Source organism: Vibrio sp. LaRot3 (assembly GCF_027587025.1).
Taxonomy (GTDB): domain Bacteria; phylum Pseudomonadota; class Gammaproteobacteria; order Enterobacterales; family Vibrionaceae; genus Vibrio.
In genome coordinates, this window is the sequence record NZ_JAPPTI010000006.1 from 1 (window position 1) to 18854 (window position 18854).

Consider the following 18854-nt stretch of genomic DNA (forward strand, 5'->3'; position numbering starts at 1 on the left):
TAAATAAAACTTTCAGATTTAATCTGAAAGTAAAACTAGAATTTAGCATCATTAGTGTAAGACTATATTTTAGTAACAATTTGTGGAGAGATGGCTGAGTGGTTGAAAGCACCGGTCTTGAAAACCGGCATACGTTAATAGCGTATCTAGGGTTCAAATCCCTATCTCTCCGCCACATTAAAAAACCCGCTAAGCAATTAGCGGGTTTTTTACTTTTGCTCCACGCGAAAAATGAAAAAGCCTCGCTAGAAATAGCGAGGCTTTTTCATTTCTACTGTCCCGTCCTGAAATGGGTTTAATCTTTCGTCCAGAACGGTGTTATCGATGATCTCTATTCTTTGCCTATGCTGCGTGAACAACAGGTACAAAAAAGCCGACGCGAGTGCGTCGGCCAAAGTCATAACGGCTAATTAAGCACGTTTAGCGGCAATATCACGTAGTGCTTGCTTCTCTGCATCAGAAAGAAACGCAAGCTCAAGACCATTGTTCTGTGCTTGGCGAATCTGTTCTTGAGAGAGGCCTGCTTGCGGTGCTGCTACCTCGTATTCGTATGGTAATTCAATACCTTCTACTGCTGGGTCATCTGTGTTTAGACATGCAAGAACGCCATGCTCAAGGAATTGTTTGATAGGGTGGTTTGCTAGAGAGTCCACTGTACTTGTCTGGAAGTTAGATGTTAGACAAGATTCGATACCAATGCGGTTTTCAGCAAGGTAGTCCATTAACTTAGGATCGTGGATAGCTTTCACACCGTGACCAATACGAGTTGCGCCAAGATCACGTATAGCTTGCCACATGCTCTCTGCACCGGCTGCTTCGCCAGCGTGAACGGTGACTGCGAGACCAGCATCTTTTACTTGAGCAAAGTGTTTTACGAATTGCTCACCGGGTTGGCCAAGTTCATCACCTGCTAAATCTACTGCAACGATGTGATCTTTTTGAGTCAGGATGCCATCAAGTTCAGTCTGACAAGCTTCTGTGCCGAATGTACGGCTCATAATACCGATTAGGTTAGCTTTGATACCAAAGTCACGTACACCTGCCTGTACGCCGTCTACAACGGCTTCAACAACACCCGCAACCGGTAAATTGTGTTTCATTGCCATGTAGTAAGGAGAGAAGCGCAGCTCTGCATAGTCGATTTGCGCGTTTAGGGCATCTTCTACGTTTTCGTATGCTACGCGGCGACATGCGTCTAAGTCGCCTAATACAGCAACGCCCCAATCCAATTTAGAAAGGAAAGCAACAAGTGAAGGCTCAGCTTCAACAATTTGTACGTGGGGAGTAAGCGATTCAATATCATTCGCTGGCAGCGCTACACCAAATTTTTGGCCTAGTTCTAAGATGGTTTGCGTGCGAATGTTGCCGTCAAGGTGACGGTGCAAATCAGTCAGTGGTAAGTTCTTGGTTATCATTATAGTAATCCCAATAGTGTGAGTTGCACTTAGTATAAGAATCAAAGTACTGAGTGTCAGTACACTAAGGGTGCAAAATCGCCACTAATTGATGACTTCTACTTCATGTTAACCAAATCTGTTGGCCATTCTTCAAATGGTACTGGGCGGCTGTATAAGAAACCTTGTCCTTGTGGGCAGTTCAATTGAGCGAGCATTTCAGCTTGCTCTGGGGTTTCTATGCCTTCAGCGACGATCTCAACCTTCATACTTTTCGTCATGTTGATGATAGCTGCAACAATAGAGGTATCGAGCTGTTCTCTGTCGAGCTTGTTAACGAAGGTACGATCGATCTTAAGGCAATCGAACGGAAGTTTGTGTAGATAGGCTAACGAGCTGTAGCCGGTACCAAAGTCGTCAATGGCGATATGTACACCCAAGTCACGAATGCTTTGCATGTTTTGGATGGTCACTGGATCGTTGTCGACGATGCGGGATTCAGTGATCTCTAAGGTCAGGTTTTCTGCTGCAAGCCCTGATTCAGCTAAGGTTCGCTTAATTACCTCAATCAAATCTGGTTGGGATAACTGGTGTACCGATAGGTTGACGTGAAGATGGAAGTCTTTACCCCATTTCCCTTGCTGGATGCCACGTACAGTATCGTTACACGCTTGGATTAGGATCTGTTCGCCTATCGCGCCGATAAAACCGCTCTCTTCGGCAATCGGAATAAAATCAAGGGGAGAAACTAAGCCTGATGTTGGTGACAACCAACGAGCCAGTGCTTCTGCGCCCACGACTTTTCCGGTGTTTAGGTCAATCAGTGGCTGATAGAAAGGGACAAATTCACCTTGTTCTAATGCAGTCTTAATTTTGGATTGCATTAACGTGCGCTTGCGAGAGATGTCTGCCATCTCTGGACGATAATGGCTAGTGAACGTTGGCTCTAGCTTCGCATTGCTTAGGGCGATACTGCCATTGCGTAGCCATAACGTCATGCTGTTGTGTTTGTTCTCTTTTACCACCCCAAGAGAGACTTGAACCACAATGCTGTCTTGTCCCATGACAAATGGAGAGGCAAACATTTGACGAATGCGATTCTCGGTTAATGAGATCTCTTCATCAGAGAGTTGGCGAGGCAGGTAGATTGCAAATTCATCGCCACCAATACGTGCGATCATATTCTCTTCATCGAATAGGGCACGTAAACGCTCAGCGATGATGACAAGGAGTTGGTCGCCTCTGTGATGCCCCATACTGTCATTGATATCACGGAATTTGTTGATGCCAACTAGGATCAAGCAACCATCTAATGCGTCTAGCTTATCGCATGTATCAATCAAGCCTTGTCGGCTATACAGCTTAGTCAGCGAGTCATACAGAAGCTGAGTTCGAATCGCTCTGAATGATGCCTTTAAGTTGTCGGTCATCTCATTAAACGCGTGCACCAACATTGAGGTTTCATAGATGCTACCCGGTTTTGGTAGCGCACTATCCCAGTCACCTTTGGCGAGCTGCTTGGCAGCTGTTGCGGTTGAAGTGATGGGGGCAACGATACGATTGAAGGCAAATAAGCCGATGATGATGCCGATACAGCTGGCTATCAGACCAAGAATCCAGCTATCACGTTGGCTTTCTGGTAGTTTACCCAGTAAGTCGCTTTCTGAAATGGACACGCCGATGTACCACTTAAGGCCATATTGATCGGTATAAGGCGTGATGTGGTTGAAATAGCGTTCGCCTGAAAGGGCGTTACTGAAGCGGTTGATTTCATTGTCGGCGGGTAATTCACGTTGCGCGACGTATTCAGCACTCGCCTTAATCACAGGGTTAGCGCTTTCTACCGTCAGCAGTCGTTGCCCTTTCTCACTTAATTCTGTTCCCCAAGAGATTACGCTGCCACCGACGGAGTGAGCGATCAGACGTTGCTCGCCATCAAAAATGAAAATGGCAGCACTGGTTTTTTCTTGTTGTTTACTTAGGAAGTCATTAAAGGTGTCGATTTTTACATCGCTGACAACGACGCCTTGAAAATCTTGGTCATAAAAAACCGGAGTGATGGCCGATAGCGTAACTTCTTGTCGTTCATCCGCATTCGCATAGATAGATGACCAATGAGATTGGTAGCTGCCCACTACAGGTTGATACCATGGACGCACGCGAGGGTCATACCCCTCAATAACAGAGCGAATGCTATCGCTGACTTCATGACCTTGATAGATCACAAGGTTGTTATAAGTACGCTGGTCTTGCAGCATTAACGTGAAGTCATTGGTGTCTTCTTTACGCATTCCTACGTATTCACCACCTTCACCGCCGAAGCCTATGTTATCGAGTTGACTGACATTAGAGTAGAGATCTTGAAAGCTCTTCAATAATAAAGTTTGAATGGAAGAGAGGTCGTTTGTCCGATATAGGCGGTTAAATTCAATGTTATGGCGGAGAACCAAGCTAGCTTGAAAAGGGGTATTGAGAAAACGATCTAGCTCGAGAGTCACATTGTCGGTAAGTGATGAAAGCTGCTTACCACTGATGTCATGCACCATTTCTTCATAACTGGTTTTTTGAACAGCGACAATAACCCCAATCGTAAACAAAAAGACGATTACAAAGGGTAAAACGACTGCGGTTCTCAATGTTATGTACTTAGTTGCAGGCATGTTAAGCGTCTTGAGAAATGATGTACTGTAATATTATATTTTTTTATAGTTACGGGCGAGTACTTTTTGGTCAAAAAGTAGCAGCTAGTAGCTTGGTAAATAGTCAAAAATATCTAACTATCAAAGTAGTAAAGTTAGTTAAATATCATTATTCAACACAATTATAGCTTTGCGCTAGGTCATTAATACTATCAAAAGCACTATCTCACTGTTCAAAATGGAACTAATACAACTCTTTTAGCTTTCTTGTCAGTGTGTTTCTACCCCAGCCGAGCACCTTCGCCGCATCTTGCTTGTGACCATTTGTGTGCTCAAGGGCTGCTTCTAGTAGTATACGTTCAAACTCGGGAAGTGCGTAATTGAGCAGTTCTGAATCACCGTTATCGAGCGATTCTTTTGCCCAGCTTGCTAGCTGCACCTGCCAACTTCCTTGTCCTGATTGAGCTTGCACCACTTTAGCTTCAAGTAACTCATCCGGAAGGTCGTTAGGGAGAACTTCACTACCACTGGCCATAACAGTAAGCCAGCGACAGATGTTTTCTAACTGACGAACGTTTCCTGGCCACGCTAGTTTTGTGAGAGTTTCACTGGTGGTTGGGTGCAAGGTTTTAACATCAACACCTAGTTCTTCGGCAGCTAATTGTAGGAAGTGAACCGCTAATTTCTCAATATCTTGGCGACGCTCTCTGAGCGCAGGAATTTGAATACGAATCACGTTGAGGCGGTGGAATAAATCTTCGCGGAAATCACCTTGCTGAACGAGGCTCTCTAAATTTTGGTGTGTCGCCGCGACAATGCGGACATCCACCTTGATGGGTGAGTGCCCACCGACGCGATAAAACTGGCCATCAGCCAGTACGCGTAGCAATCGAGTTTGAATATCCAGCGGCATATCGCCAATTTCGTCGAGGAAGAGCGTACCGCCATTCGCTTGTTCAAATCGGCCTTGGCGCACACTGTTAGCGCCAGTAAATGCCCCTTTCTCATGGCCAAACAGTTCCGACTCAATTAAGTCTTTTGGAATCGCAGCCATGTTCAGTGCAATAAATGGGTTTTTCGCTCTTGGGCTGTGGCGGTGTAGGGCGTGGGCGACTAATTCTTTACCTGTGCCAGATTCGCCATTAATCAGTACAGAAATTGAAGAGCGCGATAATCGGCCGATCGCTCGAAACACTTCTTGCATCGCAGGCGCTTCGCCAATGATCTCTGGGGTAGGATTGACCTCCGGATCGACTTTGCTTTGATGTTGCTTCTGTTCTTGGCTGTGAGCCAGTGCTCTTTCGACTAAAGTCAGCGTCTCGTCGACATCAAAAGGCTTTGGAAGATATTCAAATGCCCCTTGTTGATAAGCGTTAACGGCGGCATCAAGGTCGGAGTGAGCGGTCATGATGATGACGGGCAAGTCCGGGGAGCGCTCATGTACTTGATTGAGCAGTTCCATCCCGCTGATGCCCGGCATACGAATATCCGAAACGAGTACGTCTGGTGTTTCGCGTTCTAAAGCCAGAAGCACACTTTCAGCATCGGCAAAGGTCTCGCATTTGATGTTGGCTGAGGATAAGGTCTTTTCGATTACCCAGCGAATTGAACTGTCATCATCGACGACCCAAACGTATCCTTTACTCATACTCTCTTCCTCACAGCAATGCGTTGTTATCGTTATTAAATTGGCAAGTAGATGGTAAAGCAGGTGTGCCCCGGCCAGCTTTCGACATCAATTTTGCCTTTATGTTGATCAATTAGATTTTGCGAAATAGATAAGCCAAGCCCAGTGCCGCCTTGTCGCCCGCTCACCATCGGATAGAACAAGGTGTCTTGTAAATCCGCAGGAATGCCCGGTCCGTTGTCGATGACCTCGATGCGAGCTGCAAGCTTATAGCGTTGGCCATGGATGTTGGCTTGGTGCACCGTTCTGGTGCGTATTGTTATTTTTCCATCGGGTTGTGGGGCTAGAATCTGACCGGCGTTGCTGACAATATTCAGCAGTGCCTGTTCAATCTGGTCTACATCCATCTCAATGTCGGGCAAGCTAGGGTCATAATCTCGTTCTATGATGACTTGTTGGCCAATATCTAACTCCACCAGTTGGCGAACTTTTTCCAAAATCAGATGTAAATTTTCTGATTTCTTTACCCCGGGCTTTTGTGGTCCAAGTAGCCGGTCTACCAATGAACGCAGTCGATCGGCTTGCTCAATGATGATCTGCGTGTATTCCTTTAAGTCGCGTTCTGGCAGCATTCGTTCTAATAGCTGCGCCGCGCCGCGAAGGCCGCCCAGCGGATTTTTGATTTCGTGGGCGAGGCCACGAACCAATAGTTTTGCTGCTTGTTGCTGAGCGTGTTGATTGAGCTCTTGTGACAAGCGACGTTGTTGGTCAATTTTGCGCATTTCGACTAACAACAGCAGTTCTTTTTGCCAAGAGATAGGGCTGACGGTGACCTCGAGCATTAATGGTTTGCCATCCACAATAAAAGTGACGTCACTATCGGTAATGCTTTGACCACTTTGTAAAGGTTGCGAGAGTAGCGCAAGGTCGAGCGAAGCGTGCTGAATTAAGTTACCAAGCGGTTGAGCGACCAACCGTTTAGCGCTTTGCGAGAACAGTTGCTCTGCGGCTGGGTTCGCGTAACGGACTTGTAGCGATTCATTCATGATCAGAATCGCTGTGACTTGGTGGTTAAGAATGATCTTGTCTAGCTCTTGGCTCACCCGTTGTCTCCTGCGGCTGCGTGCATCCTTGCTTTGCACCAATCTGGTGCATAAGGCTTAAGTATGGCTCATTCTTCTTATAAGAGAAAGAAAAATAGAGCTTAAAAAGCCGCAAAGAGAGAGGGTTAGGCCGGTTTTACCTTCGCTCTTTGCACATGCACGGTAATGGTAGGAGATAATGCAATTTGCTTGCCGTCTCTTATGGCTTGAATGGCAATGACATGGCTACCGCGATCAACGTTTTTTAATTGCCATAATGGTTCGATTTGTGGCGCGCCATAAGGTTTGCCATCAAACATCAGTTGCAGGTGTTCAGTCACCGCAAGGTCACGGTTAATTTGGGCTTGAATAGTGAGCTTTCCGCTATTGCTGCGAATGGCTTGATCATGCGCTGGTTGTAGAAAAGAGATAGTGAGAGGTTTTGGGGTAAGCTCTAGCGGTTGGTCTGTTTGAGCTTGTTGTTCAGGAGTGTCAGCGTTGGGTGGCGGAGTTTCCGGTAACAGTTCAGGGGCTGGCGCTGCTTGTTGATGCTTGGGTAGATCGAGAGAAGTCGCGTTAGGGTTGTCGGGGCTATCACTAAAGTGCAATACGCCTTTGTCGTCCACCCAAGTGTAGGCGGTTTGAGCATGGCAGTAGCTCGTTAATAATAAACCAAGTAACACGCTGCGAAGGAAAATCGTCATTGTTCATCTCTTCTTACCCGATCATTGATATGTCTATATTAGAGAATCCTATCTGACACCGCACAAAAAAAAGGCTCGCCTGCGAGGCGAGCCGAATTAACATGTAATTCTGATTAAACTGAGTAGTACAGTTCGAACTCAAGTGGGTGAGTTGTCATGTTGATTTTCTCAACTTCTTGCGCTTTTAGAGCGATGTAAGAGTCGATGAAATCATCAGAGAATACGCCGCCAGCCGTTAGGAACTCACGATCTTGATCTAGTGCATCAAGCGCTTGTTGTAGAGATTCAGCAACTGTTGGGATTTCTGCTGCTTCTTCTGCTGGTAGATCGTACAAGTCTTTATCCATTGCTTCACCTGGGTGGATCTTGTTCTTAATACCGTCAAGACCAGCCATTAGCATACATGCGAATGCTAGGTATGGGTTTGCTGTTGGATCTGGGAAACGTACTTCGATACGACGTGCTTTCGGGCTTGGTACTACTGGGATACGGATAGAAGCCGAACGGTTACGTGCAGAGTAAGCTAGCATTACTGGCGCTTCGAAGCCTGGTACTAGACGCTTGTACGAGTTAGTTGAAGCGTTAGCAAATGCGTTGATTGCGCGAGCGTGCTTGATGATACCGCCGATGTAGTAAAGCGCCATTTCAGATAGACCGCCGTACTTGTCACCCGCAAATAGGTTAACACCGTCTTTAGCAAGAGATTGGTGAACGTGCATACCGCTGCCGTTATCGCCTACAAGTGGCTTAGGCATGAAGGTCGCTGTTTTACCAAATGCGTGTGCAACGTTGTGTACTACGTATTTGTAAACTTGGATTTCATCCGCTTTCTCAGTTAGCGTGTTGAAGCGAGTTGCGATTTCGTTTTGACCCGCAGTTGCTACTTCGTGGTGGTGCGCTTCTACTACAAGGCCCATTTCTTCCATGATTAGACACATAGCAGAACGGATATCTTGTGATGAATCAACTGGAGCTACTGGGAAGTAACCACCTTTAACACCAGGACGGTGACCTTTGTTACCTTCTTCGTAATCAGAGCCTGTGTTCCATGCAGCTTCTACGTCATCAATCTTGAAGAAAGAACCAGACATGTCAGTCGCGAACTTAACGTCGTCAAATAGGAAGAACTCTGGCTCAGGACCAACAAGAACAGTGTCAGCTAGGCCTGTAGCGCGCATGTAGTCTTCAGCACGTTTAGCGATAGAACGTGGGTCGCGGTCGTAGCCTTGCATTGTTGCAGGCTCAAGAATGTCACAACGGATGTTTAGTGTTGCGTCTTCTGTGAATGGGTCAAGAACAGCAGATGATGCGTCAGGCATCATTACCATGTCAGATTCGTTGATGCCTTTCCAGCCAGCAACTGAAGAACCATCGAACATCTTACCTTCTTCGAAGAAATCAGCGTCGATTTGGTGTGAAGGGATAGAGATATGTTGTTCTTTACCTTTAGTATCGGTAAAGCGCAAATCAACAAACTTAACTTCGTTTTCTTGGATAAGAGATAAAACGTTTTCTACTGACATCTTGGATAACCTCCAGTGTTATTAAAGCGGTAATGGCTCGATTTTATTACTTGATGAAGTAATGCTTCTAAAATCCAGCATTGATTAAATCTTGAGTTTGTTTAATCGATGCTGATTTCTATAAAGCCAATTTCGTGCCAAATAAATTAATCCATTAATTTCAATGCATTAGGCTTGATTGCTATGTTTGCGTCACTATTTTTGCACTAACTTGGAACGTTATTGCACCATTTTGGTGCGCTAGGTTCGTCTTGCACAAGTGTGATGCAACACAGCTTTCTCATTCAGCCGATGTTTGATGAAGTTGTCAATGTTTAAGCCATGAATTTCGAGTGAAATTTACGCGAAATTGCAGTGGCCGAAGCGGGTGTATTGAGCAATCTCAGCTATGCTTAGCGTTGGTGAGTCATGAGGGTGAGAAAATCATGGCAAATTTGATGGAAAAGAAGCGAAAACATCAGGTGCGGATCACATATTTCTAGGTTTTTCGCCAAAATCTGGTACATTATGGCCGTTTTTTTAATCAGTAAATGTCGCCAGAGAACCACTGTTCTCAGCATGGGGGCATTTCATCTATTAAGTGAATCATAATCCATGGCTACTCCACAGATTGATAAATTAAGAAATATCGCGATTATCGCGCACGTTGACCACGGTAAAACTACCTTGGTTGATAAGCTGCTACAGCAATCAGGCACGCTTGAGTCTCGCGGTGAAGCTGAAGAGCGAGTCATGGACTCGAACGACATCGAGAAAGAACGTGGTATTACCATTCTTGCTAAAAACACAGCAATTAACTGGAATGATTACCGCATCAACATCGTAGATACTCCGGGACACGCGGACTTCGGTGGTGAAGTAGAACGTATCATGTCGATGGTAGATTCAGTACTACTTATCGTTGACGCAGTAGATGGCCCAATGCCTCAAACGCGCTTCGTAACGCAAAAAGCATTTGCTCACGGTCTTAAGCCAATCGTTGTAATCAACAAGATTGACCGTCCTGGCGCGCGTCCTGACTGGGTTATGGACCAAGTATTCGACCTATTCGACAACCTAGGTGCAACTGATGAACAGCTAGACTTTAAAGTAGTTTACGCTTCAGCACTGAACGGTTGGGCTTCTCTAGAAGAAGGCGAAACTGGCGAAAACATGGAACCACTATTCGAAACTATCGTTGAAGAAGTAGCGGCACCAGAAGTTGACCTAGACGGTCCACTACAAATGCAAGTTTCTCAGCTTGATTACAGCTCTTACGTGGGTGTTATCGGTGTTGCTCGTGTAACTCGTGGTAGCGTGAAACCAAACCAACAAGTGACTATCGTTGGTGCTGACGGTAAGCAGCGTAACGGTAAAGTGGGCACAGTAATGGGCTACCTAGGCCTAGAGCGTCACGAAGTTGAGCAAGCAAACGCAGGTGACATCATTGCGATCACTGGTCTTGGCGAGCTAAAAATCTCTGACACTATCTGTGCTCAAACTCAAGTTGAAGCGCTTCCAGCACTGTCTGTTGATGAACCAACAGTAACGATGACGTTCCAAGTAAACACGTCTCCGTTCGCGGGTAAAGAAGGTAAGTTCGTAACGTCACGTAACATCCTTGAGCGTCTAGAGAAAGAACTGGTACACAACGTTGCACTGCGCGTAGAGCAAACAGACGATCCAGACAAATTCCGCGTATCAGGTCGTGGTGAACTTCACCTATCTATCCTGATCGAAAACATGCGTCGTGAAGGCTTCGAGCTTGCAGTATCTCGTCCAGAAGTAATCATCAAAGAAGAAGATGGTCAGCTAATGGAACCGTTCGAGACGGTAACTATCGACGTTATGGAAGAGCACCAAGGCGGTATCATGGAGAACATCGGTCTACGTAAAGGTGAGCTGAAAGACATGTCTCCAGATGGTAAAGGTCGTGTACGTATGGACTTCGAAATGCCATCTCGTGGTCTGATCGGTTTCCAAACTGAGTTCATGACGCTAACGTCTGGTTCTGGTCTTCTATACCATACATTTGATCACTACGGCCCACACAAAGGCGGTAACATTGGTCAACGTGTAAACGGTGTACTAATCGCAAACGCGATGGGTAAAGCGCTAACAAACGCACTATTCAACCTACAAGAACGCGGTCGTCTATTCATCGGCCACGGTGTTGAAGTGTACGAAGGCATGGTTATCGGTATTCACAGCCGCGATAACGACCTAACAGTGAACGCACTGAAAGGTAAGCAGTTAACCAACGTTCGTGCATCTGGTACAGATGACGCACAGGTTCTTACTCCGCCAATCAAGATGACTCTTGAGCAAGCGCTAGAGTTCATCGATGATGACGAACTAGTAGAAGTAACGCCAGAAAGCATCCGTATCCGTAAGAAGTTCCTAACGGAAAGCGATCGTAAACGTGCTTCACGCGCAGCAAAATGATTGCCACGCTAGATTGAAGTAATGAAAAGCCCTGAGTTTGACTCAGGGCTTTTTTGTATCTGTTTAATGCAAATCAGATATAATTCATCCAGTTGCAAATAAATGGAAGAATTTGGATGAAGCCAATTATCATCTCTGGTGGCCCAGGAGCTGGCAAAACCACTTTGATCAATGCGCTTGCTGAGTGTGGTTATCAAACCTATGCGGAAGTCTCACGCACCTTGATTGAGCAGCAAGCGGCGTTGCCTGATGGCATCTTACCTTGGGTCGATTTGCCTAAGTTTGCGCAGCTGTGCCTTGATGTTATGAGCCAGCAAAAGCAGCAGGCAAGTGAGCATGATGTGGCGTTTGTTGATCGCGCTATTCCCGATATCTGCGGTTACTTGGCTCAAGCTGAGTTGGCAATTGAACCGCAATACATCGAGGGCAGTCGGGGCTATCATCCAATGGTGTTCATGTGCCGACCGAACTCAGAGATTTATGTGCAGGATGAGGTAAGGCCTTATCCATTTGAGGGAGCGCTAGATATTCACGAGTCGCTGGTGGCTGTCTACCAGCAACTCGGTTTTGAGATAAAAGAAGTGCCATGGGGCAGTGTTGCGCAGCGCGCTGCGTTTATCGAGCAGTCACTCGCGCTGCGATAAAGGTGGGTTATTTCGCGTTGAGCTGAGAGAGGAATTTATCCGATTCGGCAATCGCAGCATTCATTTGCTCAATGGCAAACTCAATGTCTCTTTCGAGCGAAATAAACTCGCCTTGTAATGAGCCAACAGCACTCGCATTTAGGTTATGCTTTAGGTACAAGGTATTGTCGCGCAACGTATTGAGCACAGGTGTCATTTTTTGCTCTGCCCGTTTCATTGCCTTGACCATGGTTGAGTACGACGCTTGAGTGTCACGCAGCTTTTGTTCACTAGAGCGGCGCAAAGATTCGCTGGTGTAGAGGTCGAGCTCTTGCTGCCATTCGTCAAATAGCGCTTGTGATACGTCTTCAATCGCTTCGATGCGGTCACTGACTCGCTGAGCGGCTTTCTCGCTGTCTTGGTATTTGTCGTTGATTTGGTTGTAGACGGTTTCCAGCTCCCCACCATCAAAGTTGGTCAGAGCTGATAAGGCTTCTAAGGCGCTAGTAAACTCTTGCTGAGCTTCTTGTTGAGACTCTTTAGCGTCTTCGACGCGATCGACCATAATGTCGCGTTTATGGATGCCGACCTGCTCCATTGCTGCATAGTAAGTGGATTGGCAGCCTGTTAGAGTGGTCACTGCAATGAGTAAAGCGAATAGATAACGCATCGTCACTTCCCTGTATAACATCGAGATGTTAAGGATGAATCAGATAATGGGTAGATACAAGTTGAAAATAGAACCCTATGTGCAGCGTAGCTTGCAGTTTGCGCGCTATCTCTTAAATCGAATGTCCCATGATCGAATTAACGTCAATGCGGGGTATTTGGCTTATATCACTTTGCTCTCTATTGTCCCTATGCTGACGGTACTGCTGTCGGTGCTTTCTTCATTTTCGATCTTCGCTGATGTAGGCGGAGTGATTCAAGATTTTGTCATTACGCATTTTGTCCCGACCGCTGGTGATGTGGTGAAGCAAGCGCTACTCGAGTTTGTTTCCAATACTGGTAAGATGACGGCGGTGGGTGGTGCTTTCTTGTTTATCGCCGCATTAATGCTGATCTCTAACATCGATAAGAACCTTAATTACATTTGGCGAGTGAAAAGTAAACGCCGCGCGGTGTTTTCTTTTTCAATGTACTGGATGGTGTTAACACTAGGCCCTATCTTAGTTGGAGCGAGTATTGCGGTGACCTCTTATGTCACCTCTTTGCAAGTGCTAGATAGCCAAGTCTTTTCTTCTGCATACCAAGCTTTGTTGCGTTGGTTACCTTTTATTTTGTCACTGTTGGCCTTTGCTGGTTTGTATATGTTGGTGCCAAACAAAAAAGTGCAACTTTCTCATGCCATGTTAGGGGCTATTATCGCTGCGTTTTTGTTTGAGCTAAGTAAGAAAGGCTTTGCTGCCTACATTACTCAGTTCCCTTCTTATCAGGTGATTTACGGCGCACTAGCAACGATTCCTATCCTATTTATTTGGGTTTATCTATGTTGGCTAATTGTTCTGATTGGTGCTGAAGTAACAGCTGCGTTAGGCGAGAAAGAACACTGGAGCACACCACCAGAAGTGATAAACTCATTAGCGCTAAATCAAGAATCAACAGAAGGAAATCGCAGTGATAGCTCTGATCCAACGAGTAAGTGAAGCAGCAGTAAAAGTCGATGGCGAAGTGGTCGGAGAGATCGATAAAGGGTTATTAGTCTTGCTTGGTGTAGAGAAAGACGATGATGAAGCGAAAGCCAAACGCTTAATGGAAAAAGTCACGACTTACCGCGTGTTTGGTGATGATGAGGACAAGATGAACCTCAACGTTAAGCAAGTCGATGGTAAGGTACTGGTTGTGTCTCAGTTTACTTTACCTGCGGACACAAAAAAGGGCACTCGTGCAGGTTTTTCTCGTGGTGCACACCCTGTTGATGCAGAGCGCTTGTATAACTACTTTGCTGACCTGTGTGAGCAAGTGTTACCGACACAACGTGGACGTTTTGCTGCGGACATGAAAGTCTCGTTAGTGAATGACGGACCAGTCACTTTCTGGTTGCAGGTATAATAGGTTTCAACACAACAAGCTAATGGATTTAGCGAGCCAGAACTGGATATTTAAGGTTCTAATTTAAAAGGGAATTTATGTTTAAATTAATCACGCCTAAAACAGATAACCAACTCAACAAGTATTATCACTTCCGCTGGCAAATGCTGCGCGAACCATGGCGCATGCCGCAAGGTTCGGAAAAAGATGAGTTTGATGCGATGAGTTACCATCGCATGATTGTTGATGGGCGTGGTCGGCCTATTGCTATTGGTCGCTTGTACATTACCCCCGATCACGAAGGCCAAATTCGCTATATGGCGGTAAAGGGCAATCGTAGAGCTAAAGGCATGGGATCGCTTGTGCTGGTGGCGCTAGAGTCATTAGCACGGCAAGAAGGCGTTAAGCGTTTGGTGTGTAACGCCCGTGAAGATGCCATCTCCTTTTACGAGAAGAACAATTTTGAGCGCCGTGGTGAGTTGACCGATGAGCGTGGCCCTGTACGCCACTTACAGATGGTTAAACCGCTTGACCCAATGGCTAACGTATTGCGAAAGCCGGAATGGTGTAGTGAGCTGCAAGAGCGTTGGGAACACCATATTCCGATCAGCGATAAGATGGGCATTAAGATAAACCAATACACCGGTTATCAGTTTGAATGTGGTGCTCAGCTAAACCCTAACTTGAACCCCCACAATACTATGTTTGCTGGCTCAGCTTTTACCTTAGCGACGTTGACTGGCTGGGGAATGACTTGGCTGTTAATGAAAGAGCGCAATCTGCATGGTGATATTGTGCTCGCCGACAGTCAGATTCGTTACCGAAAACCGGTCGAACAAAACCCGATTGCTAGTACCTCTCTGGATGGCATCAGTGGTGACTTAGATCGGTTGGCTTCTGGGCGCAAGGCGAGGATCGTTATCCACGTGACGATTTTCAGTGGTGATGTCGCAGCCGTCGATTTTGTCGGTACTTACATGCTATTGCCCAATTACAAAGCAGTGCTCGATTCAAGGCTCGATTGCTGAGTCGGCGTTGATTGAATTTGGCAAAGGTTGCGTAAGTTGAGCACACCTGAAATTGCCTCGAATTGAAGATGTTGGCAAAGGTGCTGAGATTCCAATATAAAGGTTGCCAGCTCTGGCTTGGTTAAGTCGACTTTACCTGCAAGCATTGGCTGATCGCTGTTCGATGGGCTATGCAGGGAGATTCGGCCTCTATCGGCACTAATTGTAATGTCATCTAAGGCAAAACTCTGCTCAAATGTTTGTTGTTCAGCATGCTTTCCAAGGCTGAGATAGCCCTGACGAATATTCGCGGATATTTCACCGGATAGTGAATGCGCCAACATCGAATAATCTCCCGCCAAACCAGACAACTCAGCTGAAAAATCAACAATACCGCTCACTTTTAGCGGTTGTTTTTCTGTGCTGAGTGTTTGATTAAATGGTAAGCCATCGAGTTCAATCGAGATCTGCCATGGTGCGCTCAAGCTGTTGCGTTGCCATTGACCATTGGCACTAATGTAGCCTTGTTCTAAAGGCAATAGCGCACGATCTAGAGTCCAGAGGTTATTGTTGACGCTCATATCTATCGCGGCTTGAGTAGTGAGATATTTATCCACACTTGCACTGTTGACGGTGGATGTCACCTTACCTTGCCATAGACCAAATTGCCCATCGCGAATCAGCTCTAACTTCTCGCCATCTAAGTTCAGTCCTGATAGCTGCCAGAATGGTTTTTTCTCGAGTTGAATGATTTGTAAGTTATTGATATCCAAATTTTGGATGTGCAGAGCTTGTAGTTGTTTGACCTGTTGCCACACTGTCAACAGTTCTGTTTGGGCTTGTTCTAGCCACTTCATCCTCGTGAGGTTTAAATACTCAAGATCAATGCTATTAGGTTGAATATCCCCTTTAAGTTGCACGCGCCCCTGCTGCCAATCACTGTCGAGCTCTTCAATGGCTATTTTTTGTGGTGTTAGCGTTAGGGTGGCGGTTGGCTCAACCCATTGTTGCTGGTGGTAGCGAATCGAATCCGCGTTAAAGGAGAGGTAGGCTTGCTCTTGCTGCCAAATGGAATGTTTGACTAAGACGTTCTCCAATGAGGCGTCGACATTAGTGAAACTCGCGCCATGAAGAGTGAAATTGCTTTTGAGAATATCGAGGCTATTGATGCTTTGGATATGGCTGGAAAGCGGTGATAGTTGCTTAATCCAGTTTTCTATTGGCTGCTCTTTATTGAGTGAGAGTTGATCAATCGTGACATTGACTAAAGACCAACCCTTAGCATATTGCTCCGCTTGGCCTGATATTTTGGCTTTGTTCCATTCAAATGAAGCACCATACACAGTGCTGTCTTGAGCCTTGTAATCGATATCGACCAGTAGGTTGTCGAGTGCCTGACCATGCAGGTACAACTGTTCCGCGGCAAGTTGAATGTTGCCAAATGGGATTAGCTGTTGGCTCGACCATTGTGGCTCATCAATTTGCAGGTCAACGCCGCGTGCTGACCAATGTTGGCCCGAAAATTCACTTTGTTTAAATGCGAGCTGCTTTACCTCAAACGCTTTAAATGAAGCGAGCGAATGTTGGCTTAGATCGATATTGGCTTGCTCGATGACGATAGCATCAAACTGCCATTGATCTTGGTTTGGGAGTGATTGAGTGAGCCAAAGTTCTACTTTGGGTAGGTAAAGCGGCTGCTGCTCTCCAATCGTGACGCCTTCAAGGGCTAATTGAAGTGGTGGGGTGTAATTTGCCGATTCCACATGGATTTTTTGCTCAGAAAGCTGGCTGAGAACTTGGTTCACTATTGGCGTAGCGTAGCGGCTTTGCAATAAGCCAAACAGCACAGCACTGGTAATCACAACCAGAGCTATTAGAGCAATTAAAGTAATGCGAATCGGTTTTTTCACAGCGTGGCTATCCTTAAACGATCATCTTGATGATTAAACCTAGCAATTGGGTTTGGTGCAACAAAAAAGCCCCTCAATAGAGGGGCTTGGTCAACTAATTTGAGACTAAGTCACTAATCCAGTTGTGGACCAGCTGCAACTAGCGCCTTACCTTCAGCGTTATCAGTGTACTTATCAAAGTTATTGATGAAGCGCTGAGCTAGGTCGTGAGCTTTGCTTTCCCATTGTAGAGGGTCAACATAAGTATCACGCGGGTCTAGGATGCTAGGGTCAACACCCGGTAGCGACGTTGGTACTTCCAAGTTGAATACTGGAATATGCGCAGTTTCTGCTTTCTCAATTGAGCCATCTAAGATCGCATCAATGATGCCGCGAGTATCTTGAATAGAGATACGCTTACCACTGCCATTCCAACCCGTATTCACTAGGTATGCTTCAGCACCTGCTGCTTCCATACGTTTCACTAATACTTCAGCGTACTTAGTTGGATGTAGCGTTAGGAATGCTGCACCGAAACACGCAGAGAAGGTTGGTGTTGGTTCAGTAATGCCACGCTCTGTACCCGCTAATTTCGCAGTGAAGCCTGATAGGAAGTGGTATTTAGTTTGCTCCGGTGTCAGTTTCGATACTGGAGGTAATACACCAAACGCGTCAGCCGATAGGAAGATCACTTTGTTTGCATGACCACCTTTTGATACCGGTTTAACGATGTTTTCAATGTGATGGATTGGGTAAGAAACACGAGTGTTCTCTGTTTTAGAACCATCATCAAAATCGATAGAGCCATCATTACGAACCGTTACGTTTTCTAACAGCGCATCACGACGGATTGCATTGTAGATATCTGGCTCTGCTTCTTTAGAAAGCTTGATGGTCTTCGCGTAACAACCACCTTCGTAGTTGAAGACGCCATCATCATCCCAGCCGTGCTCATCATCGCCGATTAGTGCACGTTTAGGGTCTGTTGATAGTGTTGTTTTACCTGTGCCAGATAGGCCGAAGAATACGGCAACATCGCCTTCTTCACCCATGTTGGCACTACAGTGCATTGATGCAATGTCTTTTAGAGGAAGGAAGTAGTTCATCATCGCGAACATACCTTTCTTCATCTCACCACCGTACCAAGTACCGCCGATCAATTGCATGCGTTCAGTTAGGTTGAATACGGTGAAGTTTTCAGAGTTCATGCCGTGCTCTTCCCATTTCTGGTTCGTGCACTTAGCGCCGTTCATTACGACGAAATCTGGTTCAAACGTTGCCAACTCTTCTTCTGTTGGACGAATGAACATGTTTTTCACAAAGTGAGCCTGCCAAGCAACTTCAGTAATAATACGGATGCTTAGGCGAGTGTCTGGGTTTGCACCACAGTAACCGTCGATAACAAATAGGCGTTTGCCTGAAAGCTGGTTAGTGACGAGCTCTTTCAGATCGCTCCATGCTTCTTGGGAAAGAGGCTTGTTATCATTTTTAACTGCGTCAGTTGTCCACCACATGTGTTCTTCTGTGGTAGCGTCTTTGACGATGAACTTATCTTTAGGTGAGCGACCAGTAAAGATACCTGTGTCTACCGCTACTGCGCCAAGTTCAGTGACTACGCCTTTCTCATAGCCTTCCAAATCTGCGCGAGTTTCTTCTTCAAACAACATTTCGTAGCTAGGGTTGCGTACAACCTCTTTTACGTTATGAAGTCCGTGCTTGGTTAGATCAATTGTTGCAGCCTTTGTATGTTCCATAACGGTCATAGGTGCTCCTTTGTGGAAAGTTTTTGTAGGGATTTTGTAAGAATGTTTTATTTTTATCTGCTCACCATGCTAGCAACGGGCCGGGGATAAAACAGCGAGATAGTTCAAAAATTACCCACTATTATCTTATGGATTTAGGTGACTCGTC

14 protein-coding genes and 1 tRNA gene are annotated in these 18854 nt (G+C 45.9%); 6 read left to right on the plus strand and 9 right to left on the minus strand.

Annotated elements, in window-relative coordinates; genetic code table 11:
* Positions 1-84: 84 nt before the first annotated feature.
* A tRNA-Ser gene (locus OH461_RS13045) sits at positions 85-175 on the plus strand.
* 235 nt (positions 176-410) lie between these two features.
* Here OH461_RS13045 and add read toward each other — a convergent pair.
* The 6 genes from add to glnA all read right to left on the minus strand — a co-directional run bounded on the left by add (position 411) and on the right by glnA (position 8969).
* A complete protein-coding gene (gene add, locus OH461_RS13050) occupies positions 411-1415 on the minus strand; it encodes an adenosine deaminase (protein WP_270021048.1) in 1005 nt (334 codons plus the stop codon).
* 98 nt (positions 1416-1513) lie between these two features.
* On the minus strand, positions 1514-4054 hold the full coding sequence (locus tag OH461_RS13055; RefSeq protein ID WP_270021049.1) for a bifunctional diguanylate cyclase/phosphodiesterase: 2541 nt from the start codon (positions 4052-4054) through the stop codon (positions 1514-1516).
* Between the two features lie 223 nt (positions 4055-4277).
* Entirely contained in the window at positions 4278-5681 is a 1404-nt protein-coding gene (gene glnG / locus OH461_RS13060; RefSeq protein ID WP_270021050.1) for a nitrogen regulation protein NR(I), read from the minus strand.
* A 35-nt stretch (positions 5682-5716) separates the two neighbouring features.
* Positions 5717-6763, minus strand: a complete 1047-nt coding sequence (gene glnL, locus OH461_RS13065) for a nitrogen regulation protein NR(II) (protein WP_270021051.1) — start codon at positions 6761-6763, stop codon at positions 5717-5719.
* A gap of 125 nt (positions 6764-6888) precedes the next feature.
* Positions 6889-7446, minus strand: coding sequence for a DUF4124 domain-containing protein (locus OH461_RS13070; RefSeq protein WP_270021052.1), 558 nt, complete (start codon positions 7444-7446; stop codon positions 6889-6891).
* Positions 7447-7559: 113 nt separating this feature from the next.
* Entirely contained in the window at positions 7560-8969 is a 1410-nt protein-coding gene (gene glnA / locus OH461_RS13075) for a glutamate--ammonia ligase (RefSeq protein ID WP_260260158.1), read from the minus strand.
* A 594-nt stretch (positions 8970-9563) separates the two neighbouring features.
* Here glnA and typA point away from each other — a divergent pair.
* Together typA and OH461_RS13085 are read left to right on the plus strand one after the other, a co-directional pair.
* On the plus strand, positions 9564-11393 hold the full coding sequence (gene typA / locus OH461_RS13080; protein WP_270021053.1) for a translational GTPase TypA: 1830 nt from the start codon (positions 9564-9566) through the stop codon (positions 11391-11393).
* A gap of 116 nt (positions 11394-11509) precedes the next feature.
* A complete protein-coding gene (locus OH461_RS13085; protein ID WP_270021054.1) occupies positions 11510-12037 on the plus strand; it encodes an AAA family ATPase in 528 nt (175 codons plus the stop codon).
* 7 nt (positions 12038-12044) lie between these two features.
* Here the strand turns inward: OH461_RS13085 and OH461_RS13090 are convergent, their stop codons facing one another.
* Positions 12045-12686 (minus strand): DUF2959 domain-containing protein, encoded by a 642-nt coding sequence (locus OH461_RS13090; protein WP_270021055.1) that lies wholly within the window; start codon positions 12684-12686, stop codon positions 12045-12047.
* 46 nt (positions 12687-12732) lie between these two features.
* Between OH461_RS13090 and OH461_RS13095 the strand changes: the two genes are divergently transcribed.
* From OH461_RS13095 to OH461_RS13105, 3 genes are all read left to right on the plus strand, one after another.
* Entirely contained in the window at positions 12733-13662 is a 930-nt protein-coding gene (locus tag OH461_RS13095; RefSeq protein WP_443088461.1) for a virulence factor BrkB family protein, read from the plus strand.
* Positions 13634-14068 (plus strand): D-aminoacyl-tRNA deacylase, encoded by a 435-nt coding sequence (dtd, locus tag OH461_RS13100; protein ID WP_270021056.1) that lies wholly within the window; start codon positions 13634-13636, stop codon positions 14066-14068. The genes OH461_RS13095 and dtd overlap by 29 nt, the downstream gene beginning before the upstream one ends.
* A gap of 77 nt (positions 14069-14145) precedes the next feature.
* Entirely contained in the window at positions 14146-15075 is a 930-nt protein-coding gene (locus OH461_RS13105) for a bifunctional GNAT family N-acetyltransferase/hotdog fold thioesterase (protein WP_270021057.1), read from the plus strand.
* On the opposite strand, the gene OH461_RS13110 is transcribed toward OH461_RS13105, so the two are convergent.
* Both OH461_RS13110 and pckA read right to left on the minus strand, forming a co-directional pair.
* Entirely contained in the window at positions 15039-16964 is a 1926-nt protein-coding gene (locus OH461_RS13110; protein ID WP_270021058.1) for an AsmA family protein, read from the minus strand. The genes OH461_RS13105 and OH461_RS13110 overlap by 37 nt on opposite strands.
* Before the next feature lie 113 nt (positions 16965-17077).
* A complete protein-coding gene (gene pckA / locus OH461_RS13115) occupies positions 17078-18706 on the minus strand; it encodes a phosphoenolpyruvate carboxykinase (ATP) (RefSeq protein ID WP_270021059.1) in 1629 nt (542 codons plus the stop codon).
* Between the last annotated feature and the right edge of the window lie 148 nt (positions 18707-18854).